We start from the raw sequence: 20,864 nt of genomic DNA, 5'->3' as shown, positions 1-20,864 counted from the left end.
CGGGACGGGCAGGGGCTGCGGGCGCGGGGCGGGCAGGGGCGGCGGGCGCGGGGAAAAGCGCGCGACACCGCATCGCGGTACCCATACCGTGAACTCATGACTCGCGCGCGCTCCGACATCGACGTCCGCCCGATCACCGAGGCCGAGTTTCCCGGGTGGCTCCGTGCGGTGAAGGCCGGATTCCTGCAGGGGCCCACCATCGACGAGGCCGAACTCGAGGCCCGCCGTGCCCAGTTCGAGCGCAACCGCTACCTGGGGGCCTTCGACGGGGGCCGATGTGTCGCGACGTTCCGGTCGTTCGCGCAGGAGGTCACCCCGGTCGGCGGCGCCTTGGTGCAGGCCGACGCCGTCTCCGGTGTCACCGTCACCGCCACCCACCGCCGCCGCGGCCTGCTCACCCGCATGATGGGCCAGGACCTCGCCGCGGCGAAGGAGCGCGGGGACGTCGTGGCCACGCTCATCGCCGCCGAGTACCCGATCTACGGCCGCTTCGGCTTCGGCCCCGCCACCTCCGTCGCCGAGTGGACCGTCGACACCCTCCGCACCGGCCTCGACCCCCGCTGGTCGGGTCCGGAGGACGGTGCCCGGATCGACCTGGTGGACGCCGAGGACGTACGCAAGATCGGTCCCGAGCTGCACGACCGCTTCCGCCGAGCGACCCCCGGCGCCGTCAGCCGGGGCGACTGGTGGTGGCAGATCAACACCGGCGCCCTGCGTGTCGACGCGAAGTGGACCGAGCCGTTCTTCGCCGCTTACCGCTCGGCCGACGGCACCCTCGAGGGCCTGGTCGCGTACGACGTGGACGACAACTGGGGCGACGGCAAGCAGCCGCTGGACACGGCGACCGTGCGGGGCCTGATCGCCACGACCCCGGCCGCCGAGCACGCCCTGTGGCGCTACCTCGCCTCGATCGACTGGGTCACGCACCTCAAGACCGGCCCGCGCGCCCCCGACGACCTGCTTCCCCTCCTCCTGCCGGACCCGAGGGCCGCCCGGATCACCACCCAGGCGGACTGGCTGTGGGTGCGGATCCTGGATGTCGTACGGGCTCTGGAGGCGCGGACGTACGAGGCGTCGGGCTCCCTGGTCCTTGAGGTCACCGACCGGGCCGGCTTCACGGGCGGCCGCTACCGCCTCGAGGCGTCGGCGGAAGGCGCCGCCTCCTGCACGCCCACGACAGACAGCGCCGAACTCGCCCTGGATGTCGCGGAGTTGGCGCGACTGTGGCTGGGCGACGAATCGGCGCTGCGGCTGGCGGCACTGGGCCGGGTACGGGAAGAACGAGCGGGCGCCGCCCGGGTGGCCGACGCCCTGCTGCGTACGTCCGGGCGACCGTGGTGCCCGGACATGTTCTGAATCCCCTTTCGCTGGACGGCGGTTGATGACTCATCCGTAGCTGTGCTCTTCAGTTGTGACTGTGCTGATGGAACTGTTCAGTTGTCGGTGTTGAGTTGTGGCTGTGCAGACTGACCGGGCTCCCGGCTCCCCTCCGGAAGGGAGCCCGGCCAGCCGAACTGGGTTCAACCCGGCGGGCTGTGGGCTTTCGGCTCTCAGCCCGACTGGGCGAGCAGCATCACGAGGATGAGCGCTCCCAGGCCGCTGATGGTGGTGCTCCTGGCTTTCAGTCCGATGGACAGCACGGCGATGGCGATGACGCCCATCGCACCGAACTTCCACTGGACCAGCTGATCGAATCCGACGGCGAGACCGGCGACGACGAGGGCGAAGAGCGGCATGGACGGTCCCTCCTTCGGACGGTGGAGGGGGACCGCTGGTTGCGGCCAACCCTCCGAAAGTTTGACCATGTTGCTGAAGTTGGCTACCAACTTCACTTTACTTATCTCCGCTTGGAAGCGTCTCATAACCACCTTCCTTGGAACTGCCCAAAGATGGCGGGAAGTTGTAGTGTTTGGTTGTGGACCCGAAACACGCCTCCGTCAATGGAGGGACGAGGTCACAGCGGTCACAGAAGTCACATCATGAGGTGGCCGCCGAGCTGCGCGACCGCATCAGGTCGGGCGAGCTCCGCCCGGGCCAACGCATGCCCACGCAGGCCAGGCTGGCCGACGAGTTCGGGGTCGAACGCGGTGCCGTACGCCAGGCGCTGCGCATCCTGCAGTCGGAGCACCTGCTGACGAACGTGTCGAAGGGCGCCCCGGCGACCGTAGCCCCTGATCTGGGCCTCGGGCCCGCCCTGACCGGCCCCGGAGCCCCGCCCCTCCCCACCATGGTGGCGCTGGCGCCCCGCATCGCGGCCGCCTTCGAGGCACCGCACGTCGAGATAGACGCCCTCTGCCTGACCTCGATCTCCCTCACCCTCGCGATCGGCGAACCGCTGCGCCAGATCCACGCGGGGCGACTGAATCCAGCCAAGGTGGACGTCCGTGTCCTGCTGCCGAGCCGCGACATCGACCTCGCCTTCCCGACCCCGGTGGACCCGTCCGTCGACGGCCGGCTGCAGCGCCGCTGGCTGGCCCAGCGCAACGCCCAGGGCCAGGTCCTCAAGCACAACCTGCTGGCCCTGCGCGCCACGCACGGTATCGACGTGCACGTCACCTTCCGCGCCCTCCCCTTCACCCCGCCCGTGAAGCTCTACCTGCTCAACGGCATGGAGGCCCTCTTCGCGTACTACACGCTCACGCGGCGCGAGGAGGAGATCGACCACGAGCAGCTGGAGATGTACGACGCCGAGGGCACCCAGTCCATGCTGTTCGCCTTCGAACAGGGCGCCGGCCTGCGCGACACCACGTTCGTCGAGCAGTCGCACCTGTGGTTCAACGCACTGTGGGAGACGATCAGTTCGGAGTTGTTACTCACGAGCTGATGTCTCCCACAGCGTCTGACCAGGCAGCTTCCTCGCTCATAGAGCGGGCCCCGCGACCAGCAGGGCGAGCATCACGGCTCCGATCGAACTGACGGCCGGATTCTTGGCCTTGATGCCTATGGTGAGCAGGAGCAGGCCGACGATTCCGGCGGGGCCGTAATGCCACTGGACGGTCTGGTCGACGCCGACGGCGAAGATGGCGGAGATGAGGGCGAGGGCAGGCACGGTGGTTCCCCCTTCAGGCGGTGGAGGTGGTTCAAGGAGGCAAAACTTCCGCCAACTGAATCAAGTTGGCAACCAACTCTAACTAAGTTGTCCCCACTTGGTACCTACTCATAAACAAGTCATAAACAACTCCCCGTAGATGGATCGAAGTTGTAGCGTTTGGTCGTGACCCAGGAGAACGTGGCAGTGAACGGCAGCAGAAGGCTCTCGCCCCAGGAGATCGCCGACATCCTGCGGGAACGCATCAACAACGGCGACCTGAAGGCCGGCGACCGCCTGCCCACCCAGGCGGAGCTGGCGGACGAGTTCGGAGTGGAGCGGGGCGCTGTCCGCCAGGCACTACGGGTCCTCCAGGAGGCCGGCCTCCTGACGAACGTCAGCAAGGGCAGCCCGCCACGGATCGCGACACCTGCGCCGGCGGTGGGCGAACCCCAGCCGACGATGGTGGGCCTCGCACCTCGCCTGACGGAGGCGTTCGCGGTGCCGAACGTCCGCGTCGACGCGGCCTGTCTCACCGCCGAGACCCTGATGCTGGCGCTGGGCGAGCCCCTCCGTCGCATCCACGCGGGCGAGATACGCCCCGAGTCGATCGACGTCCGCATCCTTCTCCCGTCCCGCGAGATCAACCTCGCCTTCCCCATCTCGGTCGAGGGCCGAGGCGACGGCGACCCGGTCCACCAGCGCTGGCTGGAGATGCGCAACGCCCAGGGCCACGTCCTCCGCCACAACCTCCAGTCCCTGCGCTCCTCACACGGCATCGACGTCCGCGTCACCTTCCGCGCCCTGCCGTTCACACCCCCCGTCAAGCTCTACCTGCTCAACGGCTCCGAGGCGCTCATCGCGTACTACATGATCACCAAGCGGGAGGAGGAGTGGGACAGTGAAACGCTGGAGATGTACGACACCGTCGGAGGCGAGTCCCTCCTCTTCTCCTTCGAGCAACGGACCGGGCAACGGGACGCCGCGTTCGTGGAGCAATCCCAGAAGTGGTTCGACGCCCTCTGGGCAACGATCACCAAGGACCTGACACTCTCCTAGTGACTTCTGATACGGCGCAGACTGAGTCGATGACAGCTTCAACAGAACAACTGCGGAAACTGCTCGCCTCGGTTCGTTTCGTTCTGTGGGACTTGGACGGTCCGATATGCCGACTGTTCGCGGGCCACAAGGCGCACGTGGTGGCTCGTGAACTGGTGGCGTTGATCGACCAGCTCGGGCTCGGCAAGCTGCTGACGCAGCAGGAACGTTCCGACAGGGATCCGCAGGCCATTCTGCTGGCCGTCAGTCGACGGCGTCCCGGCGGGGATCTGATCGCCGACCTCGAGAGGTGGCTCACTGAACAGGAGCTGAGAGCCGTACCCAAGGCCTTGCCGACCGCGTATGCCGATCCACTCATCCGGACCTGGCTGTCCTTCGGTGTCCGCTTCGCCGTCACGACCAACAACTCGGCCCGGGCGGCGACGGCCTACCTTGAGGGGCGTGGGCTCGCCGACTGCTTCCCCTTCGTCTACGGCCGCACCAAGGACCTCAGCCTGATGAAGCCCGATCCGCACTGTCTGCGGCAGGCAATCACGGCCATGGGTGCTGAGCCGACGCAGACAGTGATGCTGGGCGACGCGCCGACGGACTACACAGCGGCCCAAGAGGCTGGTGTGTCCTTCATTGGCTACGCGCGTAATTCACGTAAGTCGCTTGCGTTGGTGCGGGCTGGAGTCGGCTCCTCCAACATCGTGAGTTCCCTGGAGTCCGTGCTCGTGGCACTGAAGGCTCAGGCCTGAACCGTCAGGAGGATGAGCGCGAGGATCGCCCACCAGTACGCAGGTACCTTCCGCAGGTGTGCCCTTGACCGGACGCACACCGCTCCGATGGCGAGGAACGTCAGTCCCAGTCGTCCGAACTCCCATTCCACCAGTCGAGCCACGGCGAACTGAACCACCGCACCTGCCGCTTGCCAGAGAAACATCTGCCCACCCCGTCCGATCCCCGGAACCCCGCCAACTAACCAGCCAATTGGACTGGTTGACGCATATTGGTTATTCCCGGACCGCTTGATCCCTTAACTTGCAGTCCAATTGGACTGCAACATGGACCGTGACTGGTTTGCCTTCGGGCTGAAGGAGGTACGGTCGGGGTGTGGGTGAGGCGCGGAGCGGTGACGGTGGCGGCAGGGCGTTCGATCGAGTACTGCGGGCTCTGCAGGATCGCATCGCCCAAGGTGTGTATCCGCAGGGTGGTTTGCTGCCGCCTCAGCGGGACTTGGCCGCAGCATTCGGGGTTTCTCGCGACACTGTCCAGCGCGTGTTGCGGGAACTGATCAGTGAAGGCTTGGTCCAATCCCGCCGAGGCAGCGGTTCGCGGGTAGTCGGGAAGGCTGGGCCGGCCGTCGCGGTCGGCGGTGAGACGCGTGGGAGGCCCGGATCCCTGGGTCTCTTCATAGTGCGAGCTTTCGAACAGCCGAAGGTCGCCCTGGATGTGTACACGCTCACCTCCGAATCCCTTTTTGCGCACATTCGGCTGCAGGCTGAAAGAGTCATGGACAGGGAAGTGGCGCCGGAGAGCATCGTGCTGCGCCTGCTGCTGCCTGCCGAGGGCATCAACCTGCTCTATCCGCGCAACATGAGGAACCCTGCGGATTCCCGGCTGCAGGACAGGCTCCGCGAGATCACACGCAGTCACGTCGGATCCTTGAAAAGGATCCTGAGCGACCTCAAATCGGAGGATTTGGTCCCGTCTGTTGTCGTCGCGGTCCGCCATGTGGAGACAACGCCCACGCACAAGCTCTACCTGTCCGGTGGCACTGAGGCTCTCTTCGGTGCGTATGAGCCCGTGGAGCGGACCATCCAGCTCGACAACGGTGAAGAGATCGAGGCCCTCGACGTACTGGGGCTCGGCGCTCACCTGACACACCACGTCAAGGATGACTTCGTCGAGAAACAGCAGAGTTGGTTCAACTCTGCGTGGGAGCGCATGAGCGTGGCGTGACCACACGGATCACGGAATGCAATCCATACCTCATTGAGACCACGGATCATCGGACTCGAGTCGTGCGCGAGGACGCTTGGCTATAGGCTCTGCAACACTTTCCGGAGCCTCGTACTTTGATCCAGGAGCAGCCGGTGCAAGCGCCTCCTGTTCCCTCATCCACGCCTGAGGTGGCTCCTGGTCACGACGTGTACCGCGGGTTCGTGGACCAGGCCATGACAGACGGCGTGATGAGCGATGGCCATCACAATCGCAACTTTGTGATGCCCCTGACCGAGCCCATGGCCCGTTATGTGGGGCGCTCGGCTGGAACCCCTGCGATAGTGCGGCTGCGTATGCCCGGCGTCCTCCCGGTAGTGGTCCGGACCTGGAAGGAGTCGGACGTCCTCCGTGTGATCAAGGGCGTGGTGCCGAAGGCTCCCGAATGCTTTGCCAAGCGGGTCGGTTCAGCCGTCCACAGCTACGTGGCAGGCGAGTCCCTCGCGAGCGTTTGTGAAGACGGAGAGGAGGTCGAGCTCCACCTGGTCGAGTCCTTGATGGAGACCTTGGCGCGGATGGCGCAGGTACGCAGGGAAATGCTGCCGGCCCTGCCGCGCGGAAGGCCGAGCAGCGACAAGGACAGCCGGGGGTTTCTGCGGACATTGGCCCATCTGGCGGACCGGGGTGTCCGACAGCGCAACTGGAGTGAGTTCGGAGGCCTGTTCGCGGCGTTGGGGGTGCCGGCTGACGCGCTCATCAGACTGGCCGAGCGGATTCCCGCCATGTCCCGGCGCCCGTTCGGTCTGCTGCACACTGATCTGCACCGGGACAACCTGATCCTCTCCGAGGACAACAAGTCTCTGGTCTGTATCGACTGGGAACTCGCCACGTACGGCGACCCTCTGCACGAGCTCGCGACGCATCTGGTCCGGATGCGATATCCCGCCTCGCAGTGGCAGGACGTTCAGCAAGCCTGGGCCGAGGCCATGGAACACACTCGCCCGTCGGCAGTGAAGGGCCTCACCAAGGACCTGCCTCACTACATTGCCTTCGAGCATGCCCAGTCGGTGTATCCGGACGTGATGCGAGCGGCCCGGTCGCTTGACGACCGACTCGACGACAAGAGCTTGAGCCGGGCGACAGCCAACGTGCACACGGCGCTGGTCACGAGCGTCGAACCGCTTGGGCTGGCCAGGGTGCCGGACGAGACGGAGATCGAACGGATTCTGCTGCGCTGGCGGGATTCTCGGCACCGTTGGCCAGTGGGCTTCCGGCCGGTTCCGGCCCTGGGCTGGAAATCGGACGGTCGGGTTCCCGAGCGTCCGGACTTCCCGCGCGCTGCGGTTGAGCAGGCCTTGGTCGCAGAGGGGGCTGCCCCCGCCGGCCGAGTGTTCCGAGGGACAGCGCACCTCAATTCCGTGGTCACAGTGCCGGGCATCGACTTTCCGGTCGTGGTCCGGCGCCGTCTCACGTCCTTCTGCCGCCTTGAGCCGAGTCACCTGAGTGAGCACGCCGTATTGCAGGCCATCGAGCAGTCCGGCGTGGAGGTGACCGCTCCGCGTGTGCTGGCGCTGGGAACCAGCCAGGCGGACGAGCCCTTCGCCATCCACACTTTCGTCGGGCCGCCCCAGGCGGAGAGGCCGCCGAGCCATCCGGTAAACGGCTTGCTGCCGCACGAGGCCGACGGTCTGGTGAACCAGCTCGCTGCCCTGACCGAGGTCAACCACAGCGGACTCGACCCGATCACGGGAGAGTGGGATTTCTACACCTGGCTGAGCGGACAACTGGTTGCGCTGGTACGAGGCCTGCCCAAGGAGTCACAACAGGCGGCCAAGGCGCTGGGACTGCCCGATGCCGATCGGTTGAGCGAGATTCTGGCCCGCCACCAGGTCACGAAGCGCAGGCATGCGCTACTTCATGGCGACCTCAATCCGTGGAATCTCGTACGTCACTCCCAGCATGATCGTCTGGCGCTCACCATCATCGACTGGGAGATGGCGATGGTGGGAGACCCGCTGTACGACCTGGTCCGGCACTTTCACCTGACACCGACTCGGCGAGAGATCCGGGAGCGGATGTTCCGACGCTGGCAGTCCTTGCTGTCCTCGGAATACACCAAGGACTGGGAACAGGACTGGCTCGTCTATCGGTGGGTCGAGATCGTTCGGTCAGCCTACGTCGACCTTGACAGGCTCGTCACCGGGGCGGGTCTCGACGCTCCCAACGTGCGTCGGGCGGTGGACTCGTACGCCATGACCCTGGCTGCGGCCACGGCCTCTCTCGGGCTGCCGGCCCGCCCCCAGGCGCGCCCGCTGCTGGCTCGGGCGCTGCCCCAGGACGCGGTTGAGCAGTCGGTGACGCCCCTGGATCTCAGGCCTTCAGGAGCACCTTCCCAATCAGCTCCCGCGTCTCGATAGCCGCATGCGCGGCACGTGCGTCGGTCAGCGGAAACACCTGCCCGACCACTGGCCGCAACCTCTCGGCTGCCGCCTCCTCAAGGGTGTATCCGGTCAGTTGCCGGAGTTCAGTGGTGGGGAACTGAACATCGTTGATGCCGAAGAGACGGATGTTCCGGTGCGCGGCTTTGCCGGGTGCGATGGTGGCGAACCCCCCGGACGCAGCCCCGTGCGCGGAGAATCGGCCGCCGCTTGCCGTCAACGCGAAGGCGGCGGCGCCCAGTTCGCCACCCACCCCGTCCAGCACCACGTCGGCCGCGCCGCCGAGGGCGCTGCGGGTCTGCTCCGGCCAGTCCGGTGCACCGGCGTCCACCGCCGCGGCGGCGCCCAACTCCCGTACCAGAGCCAGTTTCTCCGCGCCCCGTGCCAACGCCACCACCAACGCGCCACCCGCGTGCGCCAATTGGATCAGCAGCGTGCCCATGCCCCCGGAGGCTCCGAGGATGAGCACTCGTTCTCCGGCGGTCACCTTTGCCACCTCGATCAGTCCCGCCGCCGTAACCCCGTCGTGCACCAGAGCCGCCGCAGTCAGCAGGTCCAGCCCCTCTGGTATGGCCGTCAGGCCCGAGACCGCCGCCACCGCCCGGGACGCGTAGCTGCCCTGGACGAAGGAGACGACCCGGCGGCCCAGCCATTCGGACGGGGCGCCGGTGCCCAGCGCGGTGACCGTTCCGGAGACGCCGCCGCCGGGGATGTAGGGAGGTGTCACCGGGAAGTACTCGCGGCCCCACCCCGACCGCACCTGGGTCTCCACGAAGATCGTGTCGGCGTACGCGACATCGATCAGCACCTCGCCCGGTCCCGGCACCGGGTCCGGGAGCTCCACCGGGACCAGTACCTCGGGTCCGCCGAACTCCTTCGCGTGCACTGCTCGCATGCCATGCCCCCAGTCGTCGTATGGACTCATGGGGAGTCTTCGACCTCGACCACGCTTGAGGTCAAGCCGCGCCGGTCACTGGTTACGCTCGCCCCATGACCGAGCCCGGCCTGCGTGAGCGCAAGAAGCAGCGGATGTACCAGGACGTCTCCGAGATCGCCATCCGGCTGTTTCTGGAGAAGGGGTTCGACGCCGTCTCCGTCGCCGAGGTCGCCGCCGCGGCCGAGATCTCGAAGCCCACCCTGTTCCGGTACTTCCCGGCCAAGGAGGATCTCGTGCTGCACCGGATCGCCGATCACGAGGACGAGGCGGCCCGGGTGGTGGCCGAGGGGCCGACGCCGGTCGCTGCGCTGCGGCGGCATTTTCTTGAGGGGCTCGAGCGGTGTGATCCCGTGACCGGGCTGAACGACCATCCGCAGGTGCTCGCGTTTCACTCCCTTCTCTACGGGACCCCCTCCCTCGTCGCCCGCGCCTACGCCTACCAGCAGCGCTCCGAGGCCGCACTCGCCGACGCCCTCGGCGGGGACCTGGACGCGCGGCTCGCCGCCGGGCAGATCGTCGCCGTGCAGCGCATCCTCGCGTTGGACAACTGGCGGCGGATCGCGGAGGGGGAAGGGGTGGAGGAGGTGCGGGGGGATGCCGTGGCGGCCGCAGAGCGGGCGTTCGGGCTGCTGGCGGCCGCTCTGCCGCACCTGGACGTCTCGGTGGACTCGGCTGTCTCGGCCGTCTCGACTGACGCTCCCGCCCGCAATACCGAGTAAAAGATTTAACTCGGTTACGTCATTTCGGTACCCTCGTCGCCATGACGTCAGCCGAGCCCGCCCTGAAAGAGTCCCTCCACCACGAACGCGCCCACCACGACCGCTGCCGCGCCGCCCTCGCGGCCATGGTCGACGGCGCTCAGGAACAGGTCGTCGTCGGCGAGGACGTCTCCGCCTCCGGTGCCGACGCCGAAGTGCTCGGGTACCAGCTCCGCAGCCACGCGAAGCACATGCGCGAACTGCCCGAAGGGCCGTTGTTCTTCGGGCGGTTGGATCTCGTCGAGGGAGCCGGGGGGCAACAGGCACTGCACATCGGGCGGCTGCGGATCAGCGAGGCGCCCGCCGCCCCTCCCCTCGTCGTCGACTGGCGTGCCCCCGTCTCCCGCGCCTTCTACCAGGCGAGCGCCCGTGATCCACAGGGTGTGGCGGTGCGGAGGCGGTTCGGGTGGGCGGCCGGCAGCCGTGGCGACTCCGCCGACCTCACGGGACTGGAGGACGAACACCTAGGGGGAGCGCCTGCGGCAGGAGAACCACAGGTCAGTGATCTTGTCGCTCGTGAGATCGAGCGGCCCCGCGTCGGGCCGATGCGGGACATCGCGGCGACCATCCAGCCCGACCAGGACGATCTCGTACGAGGAGAGCTCGGTCTGTCGGTGTGCGTGCAGGGGGCGCCGGGGACCGGGAAGACGGCCGTCGGGCTGCACCGGGCCGCCTATCTCCTCTACACCCACCCGCAGCGCATCCGGCGCGGCGGACTCCTCATCCTCGGACCCAACCGCACCTTCCTGTCGTACATCTCCGAAGTCCTTCCGGCCCTCGGCGAGAGCGGCGTACGGCAGTCGACCCTGGGGGAGGAGATCGCGCGGCAGCCGGTGAAGGGGGCGGACGGTGCGCGGGCCGCGGCCGTCAAGCACGATGCCCGGATGGCGGAGGTGCTGCGCCGGGTGCTTTATGCGCGGGTCGGTCGTGGGGACGTCAACTCCCTTGCCATCAAGGATGGTTCGTACTGGTGGCGGGTGGGGGCCGGGGAGCTCGGGCGGATCGTGGAGGGGGTGCGGGCCGAGGAGCCGCCGTACGGCGTCGGGCGCGAGCGCGTGCGGTCGCGGGTGGTGCGGGCCGTGCAGCTGCAGGCCGAGCGGCGGGCGGGGGCGCAGTCGAACGCCTGGGTGCAGACGGTGTCGCGGGCGCGGGTGATCAGGGAGTTCCTCGATGCCGTGTGGCCGCGGGTGCGACCGGAGGAGGTCGTCGCCCAACTGCTCACCGAGCGTGAGGTGTTGGAGGCGGCGGCCGACGGACTGCTCGACGCCGACGAGCAGCGGGCCCTGCTGTGGGCCAAGCCGCCGCGGTCGTGGAAGTCGGCCCGCTGGTCGGCCGCCGACCTGGTCCTGCTCGACGAGGTCGCGGGGTTGATCGAACACCCCGAGGGGTACGGCCATGTCGTCGTCGACGAGGCGCAGGACCTCTCCCCGATGGAGTGCCGGGCCATCGCACGGCGCGCGCCCTTCGGATCGCTCACCGTCCTGGGGGACTTGGCGCAGGGGACCACTCCATGGGCCGCCCGCTCCTGGGATGTCACCCTCCGCCACCTCGGCAAACCGGACGCGGCCGTGGTGCCGCTCACCATCGGCTTCCGGGTGCCCGCAGCCGTCGTCACCCTCGCCAATCGGCTGCTGGAGCGGCTGGACGTCGACGTTCCGGCGGGGCGATCCCTCCGCAGGGACGGAGAGTTGAGGGTGCGGGAGGCGGGTGGGGATGTGCTGGGCGCGGTCGTGGACGCCGTGCGGGATGCGCTGGGTGGGGAAGGGTCCGTGGGGGTGGTCGCCGCCGAGCGCGATGTGGAGGGGGTGCGGGAGGCGCTCGCGGGCGCCGGGATTCCGGTCGCCGGGGCGGACGAGTTGGGCGCCCGCGTCACCCTCGTGCCGGCGACTCTCGTCAAGGGGCTCGAGTACGACCATGTCGTCGCCGTCGAACCGGCCGCGATCGCGGAGGCGGAGCCGCGCGGGCTGCACCGGCTGTACGTCGTCCTGACCCGCGCGGTGTCGCGGCTGGAGGTGGTGCACGGACGGCCGTTGCCGTTCTAGCCGTACCGCCGGTTCGACGGTCCCGGAACGGCCGCCCGCCGATCAGGCGCCGGCGTCGAGGAGGGGGATCAACTCCTCCTCCTCGTGCGCGAGATGGGCTTCGAGATCGAGGGTCAGGCGCTCGACCTCGGTGCGGGCGGCGGCGGGGGCGGCGGTTACGGCGCGCCGCAGGTCCGCCACCAGAACCGCGATCCGCTCGTGCTCCTCGCGCAGACGTGCCAGCACCGGGGCCGCTTCCGGATGGCGGTCGGCGAGGAGCGGGAACATCATCGTGTCCTCGCCGGTGTGGTGGTTGTGCAGGCCCTGGCAGAAGGTCAGGCAGTTGACGCGGAGTTGGGCCCCGAGGGTGGTGGTGCCGGTCGCGAACTCCTTGCGGATCAGCGCGAGTTCGCGGCGGAACACATCGTGGACCAGCTTGATCGCCTCACCGGGGGAGGAGGCGTTGATGTGCGGGGGACCGGGGCGGGCGATCTGGTGGAGGGCGACGACCGGGATGATCCGGTCCGTCTTCTCCTGGTACGCCGCCCAGCCCGCGTCGGCCGCCACGGCCCGCGCCCACGCCTGGTCGCGCTCCTCTCCAGCCAGTACGACGGCATGCGCTTCGTAGGTGAACACCCCGCTCTCGACGGTGGCTTGGGGATGGGCGAGGAGGTTGCGGTACCAGTGCGGGTGCCGGTCGGCGCCGCCCGCCGAGGCGATGACCAGGACGCGGTCGCCGCCGTCGGGGAGGTAGCCGACGGGGGTGGTGTGCGGGGTGCCGGTGCGGGCGCCGGTGGTGGTCAGCAGGAGCAGACGGGCGCCTTCGAAGTAGCCGGTCAGACGGCCCTTGTTGGCGCGGAACTCGTCGATGACCTGTTGGTTGAAGTCGTTGGGCATGGGTTTTCGGGTTCTCTCTCTGTCGCTGGTTCCGGTGGTCGTTCCGGTGGTGTGGAAGGCGCAGAGAAAAGGGCGGGCTTCGCGCCCGCCGCGGCCTCACTCAGAGGCCGGGCACCCGACTCGCTCACGGCACATGGCCGACCCGGCAGTCATGGGAAGGGACGGTAGTGCCGGGTCCATGACGGAGGCCAGCGAATTCCGGGCGGTCCGCCGGGGCCCGTTCGGGTTTCGGGGCGCCGTTCCTTGGTCGATCCTGTCGACGTGCTCCTCTTCCTCGACATCGACGGAACGCTGTTGCCGTTCGGGGCGGCTCGGCCGTACCCCTCGTATGCTCCGCGCTTCGCGTCGCCGCAGGACGCCGACGCGCATCCGCTGATGAGCCGGATCGACCCCGGCCTCGGGCCGCGGCTGACGGCGCTGGGCTGCGAGCTGGTGTGGGCGACGACCTGGATGGACGACGCGAACGTGTGCGTCGCGCCGTGGCTCGGCCTGCCTCCGCTGCCGCAGGTGGACTGGCCGGACGAGGACGACATCCCGGCGCCGCTGCACTGGAAGACACGGCCGCTGGTGGCGTGGGCCGACGGCCGTCCGTTCGTCTGGGTCGACGACGAGATCACCGCGGCCGACCGCGCCTGGGTGGCCGACCGCCATCCGGCTCCGGCACTCCTCCATCGGGTCGATCACCAGTACGGGCTCACGGAGGGGGACTTCGCGGTGGTGGAGGCGTGGCTGGAGGAGGGGGCGGGACAGGGACCGAGCGCCCACGTCTCGCTCTGAGCTGCCTCGGCGGCCGGCGGCTCCCGCGGCTTGGTGAACCGGTTGGCCCCCACCGCGATATGCGCTGTTGTGACCTGCCTCACGTGCTGTCACAACCGTCGGGCGGCCGGTGTCCTGAGGCCGAGAACCCGCTGACACCGGAGGACACCATGAGCGACAGCAACGAGGACACCGGAGTGGTCGTGATCGGCGGCGGCTACGCGGGCGTCATGGCGGCCAACCGCCTGACGCGGATGTCTCGGGCAGTCGCCGGGCGACGTCGTGAAGGGGCACGTGCGCATCCAACACCAGGGGTCCGACAGTCCCGGCGATGTGCCCGACTGCCTCTCAGCCGCCATCCGGCACGGCGTCGGAGAAGTCGTACAACGCCCAGTCGGCGAGGGCGCGATAGCCGAGACGTTGGTAGAGGGCGTTGCTGGTGGGGTTGGACCGGTCCGCGAACAGGACGACATCCTTCGCGCCCGCGGCCAGTGCGGCCCGGCTCACCTCGGCCGTCACGGCGCCCGCGTAGCCGCGACCGCGCAGAGGGGACGGGGTGTAGACGACGTCCACCTGGACCTGGCCGCCGATCACCGGGTTCATGCCCGCGACGGAGACGGGAGTGCCGTCCGGGGTCTCCCAGAGCGTGTAGCGCTTGTCGGCGAAGCGGGTGTCCGCCCAGGAGCCGGCGTCGATGGAGACGACCTCCCCGACGGCCTTGGCGAACTCGCCGCACCAGAACATGGCCTCCTGGAGGTCCTGCTCGCGCAGGACGCGGCTCCGGCCCGCCGGCATCGGCTCCGGTGGGGTGAGCGTGCCGAGACCGTACAGACGGACCTGTGTGTCGCGGAGTCTCGACGTCGCCCCGGTGTGCCGCTGCCAGGCCTCCGCGAAGGCGGTGGCGGTGGCGTGGTCCGCGCTGACGGAGGGAAGGGAGTGCCCGAGGGCGGCCAGGCGGGCGGCGAGGCCGTCGGCCTGTTCTGGCGTGAGCGGGGAGAGGCCGATGCCGCGGGGCAGGAAGCGGTAGAAGGTGGCGCGGACCGCACCCGCCTGCTCCAGCACGCCGAAGACGACGCCCTCGGCGCCGAACGCCTGCACGCCACGCGTTCGCACTCTTTCGGCCCACGTCAGCTGCATGACGTGCGGGCCCGGCCGCGAGCGCAGGAACTCCCCGGCTCGGGCGAGGAAGTCGTCGATGTCTTCGGTGAGTTGCCAGTCCTCGGGACGCATGGCCCAACCCTCCCCGCCACCGCTCGGCATCAACCACCCAGTGACGTGGCACACTTTTGCAAGCACCTGCTTGCAATAGTTAGCGGAGATGGTGCACAGTGAAGGCATGGCATCGCTCAACGTCGGCAACCTCGGTGACTACCTCCGCGAACAGCGGCGCAACGCGCAGCTGTCCCTGCGGCAGCTCGCCGACGCCGCCGGGGTGTCCAATCCGTATCTGAGCCAGATCGAGCGCGGGCTGCGCAAGCCGAGCGCGGAGGTGTTGCAGCAGGTCGCCAAGGCGCTGCGGATCTCCGCCGAGACGCTGTACGTCCGCGCCGGCATCCTCGACGCCGAGCGGGACCGGGACGAGGTGGAGACACGCGCCGCCATCCTCGCCGACCCCACGCTCAACGAGCGGCAGAAGCAGGTGCTGCTCCAGATATACGAGTCGTTCCGCAAGGAGAACGGCTTCGGGATCGACCCGGCCGACGAGGAGGGCGACGTCGCCCGCACCAACGCGGCGGTCGTCGAGGCCGTCGAGTCCGGTGACGGCACGGTGGACACCGACGGCGACGACACCGTCGTACGCCGTGCCCGGAAGGCCGCCAAGACCCGCGCGGCCGGCGGACGCAAGGCCGCCTCGCGCGACACCCGCACGTCCGACGGCAGCGCCGCCGAACCGCACGACCCGCAGCAGCCCGCCGGCTGAGACAGCCGAGCAGGGCGGCCGCGGTAACCAAAACCCTCAGCCCGAAGCAACCCGGGAGGACCATCACCATGGCCATCACCGACGACCTCCGCAAGACCCTCAGCGACCCGACGCCGCTCTACTTCGCCGCCGGCACCGCCGACCTCGCCCTCCAGCAGGCCAAGAAGGTGCCCGGCATCGTGGAGCAGCTGCGCGCCGAGGCCCCGGCCCGGATCGAGGCCGTTCGCAACACCGACCCGAAGGCGGTCCAGGAGAAGGCCCAGGCCCGTGCCAAGGAGGCGCAGGCCCGCGTCAAGGAGACGCAGGAGTCCCTCCAGACCAAGGTCACCGACTTCCTGGCGACCCTCGACGGCGACATCAAGAAGCTCGGCTCGACCCTCGACGCCGACCTGAAGAAGCTCGGCTCGACCCTCGACGCCGACCTGAAGAAGCTCGGTGAGTCCGCCCAGGACTTCGCGCTGCGCGGTGTCGGCGTCGCCGCCGAGTACGCCGTCAAGGCCCGTGAGACCTACGAGAAGGTCGCCGAGCACGGCGAGCAGGCCGTGAAGACCTGGCGCGGTGAGGCGGCCGAGGAGATCGAGGAACTCGCCGTCGCCGTCGAGCCGAAGGCCGAACCGGTCGCGGTCAAGGAGGAGGCCCCCAAGCCCGCCGAGGCCAAGGCCGCCCCCGCGCCCGCCAAGAAGCCGACTCCCGCCAAGAAGGCGCCGGCCGCCCGCAAGACCACGGCCAAGAAGACCACGCCGCCCGCCAAGTAACACGAACGGGTGATCGGGAACGGGTCGGGCACTCTCACACTGCCCGACCCGTTCTCTGTGTAGCGGGAACGCTTGAACGGGTACGGTGACCGCATAGGAACAAGCCGAGTCTGGTGGTGGACGTTGTGCTGATGCAGGGCTTCGCAGGTCTGATGTGGTTGCTCTACCTCGCCATGCTGGTCCTCGCCGTGGTGGCGCTGGTCATGGCCGCAGTCTTCCGGGACGACGCCTACCGCGCCGCCGACAAGCAGAACAAGGGCTTCTGGCTGATCATCCTCGGCATCGCGGTCGCGGTGAACCTCCTGATCCCGATGCTCTTCCTCCAGCTCGCCGGCCTGGTCGCCTCGATCGTCTTCTTCGTGGACGTCCGCCCGGCCCTCAAGCAGGTCTCAGGCGGAGGCTTCGGCCGCCGCAGGGGAGGCGGCAGCAGCAGCGACGGCCCTTACGGCCCGTGGAACGGCGGCCGCTGACCTTCTCGACCGCGAGTCCCCGTCACGGCACCCGATCCAACAGCAGCACGGCAACGTCGTCCGTCAACTCGCCCCCATTGAGCTCCCGTACCTCATTGACGGCGGCCCGCAACAGCCCCTCTCCGCCCAACCCCTCGGAGAGCAGCCGCCGCACAAGCTCCACCATCCCGTCCTGGCCCAACCGCTCCAACCGCCCCTCCCCGACACGCCCCTCGATCAGCCCGTCGGTGTAGAGCATCAGACTCCACTCCCGCCCCAGCTCCACCTGCATCCGAGGCCACCGAGCCCCGGGCAGCAGCCCCAGCGCGGGCCCGTTGTTGTCGTACGGCAGCAGCTCGGCAGGCCGCCCCGGCCGGGCGACCAACGGCGAGGGATGCCCGGCAAGACACAGCCCGGCCCGACGCCCGTCCGGTGAAATATCAACGGTGCACAGCGTTGCGAAGATCTCGTCGTCGGCCCGCTCATGCTCCAGCACCTGCTGCAAGGTCCCCAGCAGCTCGTCCCCGCACAACCCGGCCAGCGTCAACGCCCGCCAGGCGATCCGCAGCTCCACACCCAGCGCGGCCTCGTCGGGCCCATGCCCGCACACGTCCCCGATCATGGCGTGCACGGTGCCATCGGGCGTCCGTACGACGTCGTAGAAGTCCCCGCCGAGCAGCGCACGCGACCGACCCGGCCGATACCGCGCGGCGAACCGCAGCGGCGAGCCCTCCAGCAGCGGCGTGGGCAGCAGCCCCCGCTCCAGCCGTCGGTTCTCCTGAGCCCGCAGCCGCCCCTCGGCAAGCCGCCGCTCAGCCGTGTCGGAACGTTTCCTCTCAACGGCGTACCGGATCGCCCGGCTCAGCAGCCGGGCATCCAGCTCGTCCCGGAACAGGTAGTCCTGTGCCCCCACCCGCACCGCTTCCGCACCGCGCTCGGCGTCCCCGGAGGCGGTGAGCGCGAGCACGGCATGGCGTGGCGCGAGCCTCAGCACGTGCTTGAGCACCCCGAGCTCGTCCTCCTCGTCACGGCGGCCCGGGGCCGACAGCGCGAGGTCAAGAAGAATGCAGTGAACGTCGTCGGTGAGCAGCCGCTCGGCCTCGGTGAGGTTGCGGGCGGTACGGACGCGGACCGGCGTGCCGGCCGAGTCCTGCAGTTCGGGCACGACGGTGGAGCCGCCGGGATCGTCCTCGATCAGCAGCAGCGTCAGCGGAGCGGTGGCGGCGTTGTTGTCGACCTTTGCTTCCTTGCTCGGGGTCTGATCCTTGGAGGTGCCGCCTCGGTGCGCGGCCGGCGCCTGACCACTCTCCGCGGCCGGGATCGCTCGTTGCCGCGGTATGGGTACGGGCATCGTGTTGAGTTCCTTCCCTCCCCCCGAGGGCGCGGTGGCGCGAGGGGCCTCGGACCACCGACGGGGACCATAGCGGTAGTCGGCGGGCGAGCGGAATGGTGTGGGCCACGTCGCCTCCACACCGGCCACTGTCATATGCCGCGTTCCGTACCGCAGTTGGACAGGGTGCCCCACCAGCCAGGATGACGAAGGTCACGTCCTCAGGGCGTTTGAAACCCCCGGGAGTGCCCTGCGTCACGTGATGCCGCTCTCACGCGTCCGGCCGCACCACACCAAGAATCGGCATGGAGCCGGCCCCCGCGATGGTCACGGTCCGCCCCGGCCGCGGGGCGTGCACGATCGCGCCGTCGCCGATGTACATGGCGACATGACTGGCGTCGTCGAAGTAAATGATCAAATCCCCGGGCCGCATGTCCTTGATGTCGACATGCTTGAGCTGCTTCCACTGCTCCTGCGAGGTACGGGGAATGGGCTTCCCCGCGTCCAGCCAGGCCTGGGAGGTCAGCCCCGAGCAGTCGTAGGACTTGGGCCCCTCGGCCCCCCACTCGTACGGCTTCCCTATCTGGCGGGTGGCGAACTCGACCGCCTTCTTGCCCTGTTCGGAGGCTGAGCCCCTGATCTCGTCCAGGACCCCGGAGTCGAGCCAGGCGGTCTGCGCCTTGAGCGCGGCCTCCTGCTCCAGCTCGGCGAGCCGCTCCTTCTGCGCCTTCTCCAGCTGATCCTGAAGCTTCTCGGCTTCGGCGATCTGCTCCTTGATCTTCTTCCGGGCGGCGTCCTTGGCCTTTCGATTGGCCTCCAGCTTCTTCCACTGTGCGGAGGCATCGGCCGCGTACTGCTGCAAGTCCTGCTGGGTCCGAGTGAGTTCCGCGATCAGCCCCTTGGTGGCCCGCTGCCCCTGCAACAGCGTGCCCGCCCCATCCAGAAACTCCTGCGGATCATCGCTCAGCAGCAACTGCGCCTCGTCCGGCATCCCACCGGTCCGATACTGAGCAGCGGCAGCGGCGCCGGCCCGTTTCTTCAATTCCTCCAGCCGCTTCTGCCCCTGAACGATCTTCTTCGCCAGATCGACAAGCGCGGCGGACTGCTTCTCGGCCTGCTCCTCGGCGGCGTTGTACGAATCCGTGGCCACCGCCGCATCGTGATACAACCGATCGAGCTTCTCGCGAACAGCCTCAAGGTCCTTGTTCGCGGCGGAGGAGGAGGCCGAGGGAGTCGGAGCAGGGTCGGCGAACGCGGTTCCCGGTGCCGCCAGCACGGTGACCGCGCACACGACGGTCACGGCGGTCGCGAGCAGACCGCGCTTGCCCGAACCCATACCGAGCCCCCAAATCTGATTTACCGTCAGTAACTTACGGACACTCGGGGGATCGTGCCACGGTCATGCGCAAAACGACAGAGCCCGTCGGAACTCGGACTTCCCCCGTTCTCCGCCCAGCATGACGATCTCCCCGCCTTTGTGACGTACGACTCGCGGAGATCGTTCCCCGCAGCTAGAAGGACCGGCGCGGCGCCAAGGCCCCCCACGCCACCGTCACTTCCCCTTGCCGCCACCTCGCCGGACCGTCCGTCACCGGCCAGTCACCACCCAGATCCCGCACGGCCCGCATCCAGCGCTGCCGGGCGCCGTACGACGCATAGGGCGCGGCGGCGGCCCACGCACGATCGAAGTCACGCAGAAACGCATGCACGGGCTCACCGGGAACGTTCCGATGGATCAGCGCCTTGGGCAGCCGCTCGGCAAGATCCGAAGGCCACTCCAACGAGCCCAGCCTGGCAGCGAAGGTGACGGTCCGGGGCCCCTCCGGCCCCAAGGCCACCCACACATGCCGCCGCCCGATCTCGTCACAGGTCCCCTCCACAAGCAGCCCACCACGGGAGGACTCCGTAGGTTCGGCCAGGCGGGCGCACAGTCGCTGCCACACCTCGGCGACCTGATTCTCGTCGTACTGCCTCAGTACGTTGGCCGCGCGGATCAGCAGGGGCCGCTGAGGGATGGGGATCTCGAACCCACCATGCCGAAAGACAAGCCCGTCCCGCTCATACGGCTTCGCACCCGCCACCCGCGCCGGTTCGATCTCGACGCCGACGACGCGCGCGCGTGGAGCGGCCGTCCGGAGCCGGGTGAGTAGTTCGACGGCCGTCCAGGGCGCGGCTCCGTACCCGAGGTCGACGGCGACGGGATCAGTGGCGCGGCGGAGTTCGGCGCCGTGGGTCGCCGCGATCCAGCGGTCCATGCGGCGCAGCCGGTTGGGATTGGTTGTCCCGCGCGTGACCGTGCCCACGGGGCGGGTGGCGCGGGATGTCATACCTATGAGGGTATGCGGCGCTGTGCGCAACAGGGGGTGCGGCGGGAGGTCGTAGTGCGGGTGTGTGTGGGGGCTGGTCGCGCAGTTCCCCGCGCCCCTTAGCGGCGTGCGGGGGGCCTGCGTTGCGTTGGGCCGTCCGTCGCCCGCGGATCACAGTGCGGCGCCGTCGTGGCTGGTCGCGCAGTTCCCCGCGCCCCTTGGGGGCGTGCAGGGGGCCTGCGTTGCTTTGGGCCGTCGGTCGCCCGCGGATCACAGTGCGGCGCCG

20 protein-coding genes are annotated in these 20,864 nt (G+C 68.8%); 12 read left to right on the top strand and 8 right to left on the bottom strand.

Features of this window, described 5'->3' with window-relative positions; genetic code table 11:
- Nucleotides 1–96 precede the first annotated feature (96 nt).
- The gene (locus ACWC09_RS47670; protein WP_450858011.1) at nt 97–1,356 is read left to right on the top strand and encodes a GNAT family N-acetyltransferase; all 1,260 of its coding nucleotides are present in this window, start codon (nt 97–99) and stop codon (nt 1,354–1,356) included.
- 194 nt (nt 1,357–1,550) lie between these two features.
- Here the strand turns inward: ACWC09_RS47670 and ACWC09_RS47665 are convergent, their stop codons facing one another.
- Entirely contained in the window at nt 1,551–1,736 is a 186-nt protein-coding gene (locus tag ACWC09_RS47665) for a hypothetical protein (protein ID WP_450858009.1), read from the bottom strand.
- A gap of 173 nt (nt 1,737–1,909) precedes the next feature.
- Here ACWC09_RS47665 and ACWC09_RS47660 point away from each other — a divergent pair, with 173 nt between their 5' ends.
- Nucleotides 1,910–2,824 (top strand): winged helix-turn-helix domain-containing protein, encoded by a 915-nt coding sequence (locus tag ACWC09_RS47660; RefSeq protein WP_450858007.1) that lies wholly within the window; start codon nt 1,910–1,912, stop codon nt 2,822–2,824.
- A gap of 36 nt (nt 2,825–2,860) precedes the next feature.
- On the opposite strand, the gene ACWC09_RS47655 is transcribed toward ACWC09_RS47660, so the two are convergent.
- Nucleotides 2,861–3,049: a hypothetical protein gene (locus tag ACWC09_RS47655; RefSeq protein WP_450858005.1), complete on the bottom strand. Its 189-nt coding sequence runs from the start codon at nt 3,047–3,049 to the stop codon at nt 2,861–2,863.
- Nucleotides 3,050–3,208: 159 nt separating this feature from the next.
- On the opposite strand from ACWC09_RS47655, the gene ACWC09_RS47650 reads away from it, so the two are divergent.
- From ACWC09_RS47650 to ACWC09_RS47635, 4 genes are all read left to right on the top strand, one after another.
- A complete protein-coding gene (locus ACWC09_RS47650; RefSeq protein ID WP_450858003.1) occupies nt 3,209–4,087 on the top strand; it encodes a GntR family transcriptional regulator in 879 nt (292 codons plus the stop codon).
- Nucleotides 4,036–4,827 (top strand): HAD family hydrolase, encoded by a 792-nt coding sequence (locus ACWC09_RS47645; protein WP_450858001.1) that lies wholly within the window; start codon nt 4,036–4,038, stop codon nt 4,825–4,827. Before ACWC09_RS47650 ends, ACWC09_RS47645 begins: the two co-directional genes overlap by 52 nt.
- Before the next feature lie 355 nt (nt 4,828–5,182).
- Nucleotides 5,183–6,031, top strand: a complete 849-nt coding sequence (locus ACWC09_RS47640) for a GntR family transcriptional regulator (protein WP_450857999.1) — start codon at nt 5,183–5,185, stop codon at nt 6,029–6,031.
- Nucleotides 6,032–6,246: 215 nt separating this feature from the next.
- The gene (locus ACWC09_RS47635; RefSeq protein ID WP_450858031.1) at nt 6,247–8,427 is read left to right on the top strand and encodes a phosphotransferase; all 2,181 of its coding nucleotides are present in this window, start codon (nt 6,247–6,249) and stop codon (nt 8,425–8,427) included.
- Here ACWC09_RS47635 and ACWC09_RS47630 read toward each other — a convergent pair.
- Complete coding sequence (locus ACWC09_RS47630) at nt 8,381–9,343, bottom strand: zinc-binding dehydrogenase (RefSeq protein ID WP_450857998.1); 963 nt, start codon at nt 9,341–9,343, stop codon at nt 8,381–8,383. The genes ACWC09_RS47635 and ACWC09_RS47630 overlap by 47 nt on opposite strands.
- A gap of 95 nt (nt 9,344–9,438) precedes the next feature.
- On the opposite strand from ACWC09_RS47630, the gene ACWC09_RS47625 reads away from it, so the two are divergent.
- Together ACWC09_RS47625 and ACWC09_RS47620 are read left to right on the top strand one after the other, a co-directional pair.
- Complete coding sequence (locus tag ACWC09_RS47625; protein ID WP_450857996.1) at nt 9,439–10,104, top strand: TetR/AcrR family transcriptional regulator; 666 nt, start codon at nt 9,439–9,441, stop codon at nt 10,102–10,104.
- 41 nt (nt 10,105–10,145) lie between these two features.
- A complete protein-coding gene (locus tag ACWC09_RS47620; protein WP_450857995.1) occupies nt 10,146–12,185 on the top strand; it encodes a HelD family protein in 2,040 nt (679 codons plus the stop codon).
- Between the two features lie 42 nt (nt 12,186–12,227).
- Here ACWC09_RS47620 and ACWC09_RS47615 read toward each other — a convergent pair whose 3' ends face one another.
- A complete protein-coding gene (locus ACWC09_RS47615; protein ID WP_450857993.1) occupies nt 12,228–13,061 on the bottom strand; it encodes a nitroreductase/quinone reductase family protein in 834 nt (277 codons plus the stop codon).
- Nucleotides 13,062–13,322: 261 nt separating this feature from the next.
- On the opposite strand from ACWC09_RS47615, the gene ACWC09_RS47610 reads away from it, so the two are divergent.
- The gene (locus ACWC09_RS47610; RefSeq protein ID WP_450857991.1) at nt 13,323–13,838 is read left to right on the top strand and encodes an HAD domain-containing protein; all 516 of its coding nucleotides are present in this window, start codon (nt 13,323–13,325) and stop codon (nt 13,836–13,838) included.
- Between the two features lie 327 nt (nt 13,839–14,165).
- On the opposite strand, the gene ACWC09_RS47605 is transcribed toward ACWC09_RS47610, so the two are convergent.
- The gene (locus ACWC09_RS47605; RefSeq protein WP_450857989.1) at nt 14,166–15,047 is read right to left on the bottom strand and encodes a GNAT family N-acetyltransferase; all 882 of its coding nucleotides are present in this window, start codon (nt 15,045–15,047) and stop codon (nt 14,166–14,168) included.
- 106 nt (nt 15,048–15,153) lie between these two features.
- Here ACWC09_RS47605 and ACWC09_RS47600 point away from each other — a divergent pair, with 106 nt between their 5' ends.
- The 3 genes from ACWC09_RS47600 to ACWC09_RS47590 all read left to right on the top strand — a co-directional run bounded on the left by ACWC09_RS47600 (nt 15,154) and on the right by ACWC09_RS47590 (nt 16,963).
- The gene (locus ACWC09_RS47600) at nt 15,154–15,738 is read left to right on the top strand and encodes a helix-turn-helix domain-containing protein (protein ID WP_450857988.1); all 585 of its coding nucleotides are present in this window, start codon (nt 15,154–15,156) and stop codon (nt 15,736–15,738) included.
- A gap of 68 nt (nt 15,739–15,806) precedes the next feature.
- A complete protein-coding gene (locus tag ACWC09_RS47595) occupies nt 15,807–16,493 on the top strand; it encodes a hypothetical protein (protein ID WP_450857986.1) in 687 nt (228 codons plus the stop codon).
- A 131-nt stretch (nt 16,494–16,624) separates the two neighbouring features.
- A complete protein-coding gene (locus tag ACWC09_RS47590; protein WP_450857984.1) occupies nt 16,625–16,963 on the top strand; it encodes a DUF2516 family protein in 339 nt (112 codons plus the stop codon).
- Between the two features lie 22 nt (nt 16,964–16,985).
- Here the strand turns inward: ACWC09_RS47590 and ACWC09_RS47585 are convergent, their stop codons facing one another.
- From ACWC09_RS47585 to ACWC09_RS47575, 3 genes are all read right to left on the bottom strand, one after another.
- Nucleotides 16,986–18,293 carry a PP2C family protein-serine/threonine phosphatase gene (locus tag ACWC09_RS47585; protein ID WP_450857982.1) on the bottom strand — a complete coding sequence of 436 codons (1,308 nt, stop codon included), beginning with the start codon at nt 18,291–18,293 and terminating at the stop codon, nt 16,986–16,988.
- 250 nt (nt 18,294–18,543) lie between these two features.
- Complete coding sequence (locus ACWC09_RS47580; protein WP_450857981.1) at nt 18,544–19,608, bottom strand: NlpC/P60 family protein; 1,065 nt, start codon at nt 19,606–19,608, stop codon at nt 18,544–18,546.
- A gap of 175 nt (nt 19,609–19,783) precedes the next feature.
- A complete protein-coding gene (locus ACWC09_RS47575; RefSeq protein WP_450857979.1) occupies nt 19,784–20,599 on the bottom strand; it encodes a class I SAM-dependent methyltransferase in 816 nt (271 codons plus the stop codon).
- Nucleotides 20,600–20,864 lie beyond the last annotated feature (265 nt).

This window comes from Streptomyces sp. NPDC001617, from assembly GCF_053596855.1.
The sequence above is the reverse complement of the archived record's forward strand: the minus strand, read 5'-3'. Positions and strand labels throughout refer to the sequence as shown.

Coding starts and splice junctions, on each gene's coding strand:
- ACWC09_RS47670 (WP_450858011.1), top strand. CDS start 97: ATGACTCGCGCGCGCTCCGACATCGACGTCCGCCCGATCACCGAGGCC.
- ACWC09_RS47665 (WP_450858009.1), bottom strand. CDS start 1,736: ATGCCGCTCTTCGCCCTCGTCGTCGCCGGTCTCGCCGTCGGATTCGAT.
- ACWC09_RS47635 (WP_450858031.1), top strand. CDS start 6,247: ATGACAGACGGCGTGATGAGCGATGGCCATCACAATCGCAACTTTGTG.
- ACWC09_RS47630 (WP_450857998.1), bottom strand. CDS start 9,343: ATGCGAGCAGTGCACGCGAAGGAGTTCGGCGGACCCGAGGTACTGGTC.
- ACWC09_RS47625 (WP_450857996.1), top strand. CDS start 9,439: ATGACCGAGCCCGGCCTGCGTGAGCGCAAGAAGCAGCGGATGTACCAG.
- ACWC09_RS47620 (WP_450857995.1), top strand. CDS start 10,146: ATGACGTCAGCCGAGCCCGCCCTGAAAGAGTCCCTCCACCACGAACGC.
- ACWC09_RS47615 (WP_450857993.1), bottom strand. CDS start 13,061: ATGCCCAACGACTTCAACCAACAGGTCATCGACGAGTTCCGCGCCAAC.
- ACWC09_RS47605 (WP_450857989.1), bottom strand. CDS start 15,047: ATGCGTCCCGAGGACTGGCAACTCACCGAAGACATCGACGACTTCCTC.
- ACWC09_RS47600 (WP_450857988.1), top strand. CDS start 15,154: ATGGCATCGCTCAACGTCGGCAACCTCGGTGACTACCTCCGCGAACAG.
- ACWC09_RS47595 (WP_450857986.1), top strand. CDS start 15,807: ATGGCCATCACCGACGACCTCCGCAAGACCCTCAGCGACCCGACGCCG.
- ACWC09_RS47590 (WP_450857984.1), top strand. CDS start 16,625: ATGCAGGGCTTCGCAGGTCTGATGTGGTTGCTCTACCTCGCCATGCTG.
- ACWC09_RS47585 (WP_450857982.1), bottom strand. CDS start 18,293: ATGCCCGTACCCATACCGCGGCAACGAGCGATCCCGGCCGCGGAGAGT.
- ACWC09_RS47580 (WP_450857981.1), bottom strand. CDS start 19,608: ATGGGTTCGGGCAAGCGCGGTCTGCTCGCGACCGCCGTGACCGTCGTG.
- ACWC09_RS47575 (WP_450857979.1), bottom strand. CDS start 20,599: ATGACATCCCGCGCCACCCGCCCCGTGGGCACGGTCACGCGCGGGACA.